Source organism: Pseudoalteromonas sp. S2755 (genome assembly GCF_005886535.1).
In the GTDB taxonomy this organism is placed as follows: domain Bacteria; phylum Pseudomonadota; class Gammaproteobacteria; order Enterobacterales; family Alteromonadaceae; genus Pseudoalteromonas.
The window spans coordinates 1-978 of the sequence record NZ_PNDS01000197.1 but is presented as its reverse complement, the minus strand read 5'-3'; the positions used below and the strand labels follow the sequence as shown (position 1 = coordinate 978).

The 978-nt window shown below is 40.1% G+C and carries 1 protein-coding gene and 1 pseudogene; both read right to left on the bottom strand.

What is annotated here, in order from left to right; all coding sequences use genetic code 11:
• Positions 1-15 precede the first annotated feature (15 nt).
• Positions 16-636 (bottom strand): GAD-like domain-containing protein, encoded by a 621-nt coding sequence (locus CWC03_RS22700; RefSeq protein ID WP_138583780.1) that lies wholly within the window; start codon positions 634-636, stop codon positions 16-18.
• 12 nt (positions 637-648) lie between these two features.
• Positions 649-978 (bottom strand): annotated as a pseudogene (locus tag CWC03_RS22695) (hypothetical protein); the annotation flags it as partial.

Below are 978 nucleotides of genomic sequence, written 5' to 3'. Positions count from 1 at the left end.
AAAATTAGTTGACCACTACATGTCGGCAATTAAATTCAAATGGGCAAAAATATCGCACTTTTCAATATTCTTGACTTTTTTCTCGCCACCCATAAATAAAAATGGTGCAAAGCCGTACACTTCATCGGCATTGAGTGGGCCCTGTTTTTTTAATGCCGCAGGAAAGAGTGGCTTCCTTTGGTTATTTTCAATATCAAGATCTTCAATTTCTTGAAACGCTATAAAATTTTTTATTGTCCGCTCAGTGTTACCTGCTTTAATATCTTGCTCATTCCCTTTTTTTGTTCGCATCCAATTTAGGTGCGGGCTTATTTCAAGGGACTCACCTGTTGTTTCGCCGTAAATCTGAAGTTCCCCCCAAGCGTTACGCGCTATAACATAATAGATATCATCTTGCTCAAACGGGGTGTCTTCTAAAAATCGGTCAAGAATGTCGTGATAATCCGCTGGATTTGTCAACCAAAATAAACCATCGGCAAAGCCACTGAAACCGAGTATTTGCCAGTATTCAAGTAGCTTGTCAGGCAGTTTCCCTCGATACGCTTCTATATCAGCGGTAGTCGCAGGTATGATTGTTGTTGGTTGGCTAAATTTGCTTAGAAAATATTCTAATGCGTCATCATTCGTCTCTATCATAGGTTCTCTACTTTACTTTTTGTTCAACGGGCAACGCTCAAGTCGAATGTTCAACTTAGCATCTGGGCCATATTCTTTAAATGCTTTTTCAACTTGCTCATTCATTAATTGCTGCTGTGTTTTATCCACTTTCTTATTGGCGGCAGAGTAGTTTACAAGCTCAAAAAATTGCTGTACGACCTCACAGTGCAAATAGTTTTGTGGGAGATGTATGGACTCCTCCCCCTTAACGGGAGAGTACGGTATAAAGATATTGCAAAACACTTTTACCAAATAAGGAAAGTAAGTGACATCCATCACAGGGCTGAAAGCCACACTGTATCCCGCGGAATAGATAGTCTC

What these genes read in the sequence shown, in the direction of transcription:
- CWC03_RS22700 (WP_138583780.1), bottom strand. Translation starts at nt 636, where the DNA reads ATGATAGAGACGAATGATGACGCATTAGAATATTTTCTAAGCAAATTT.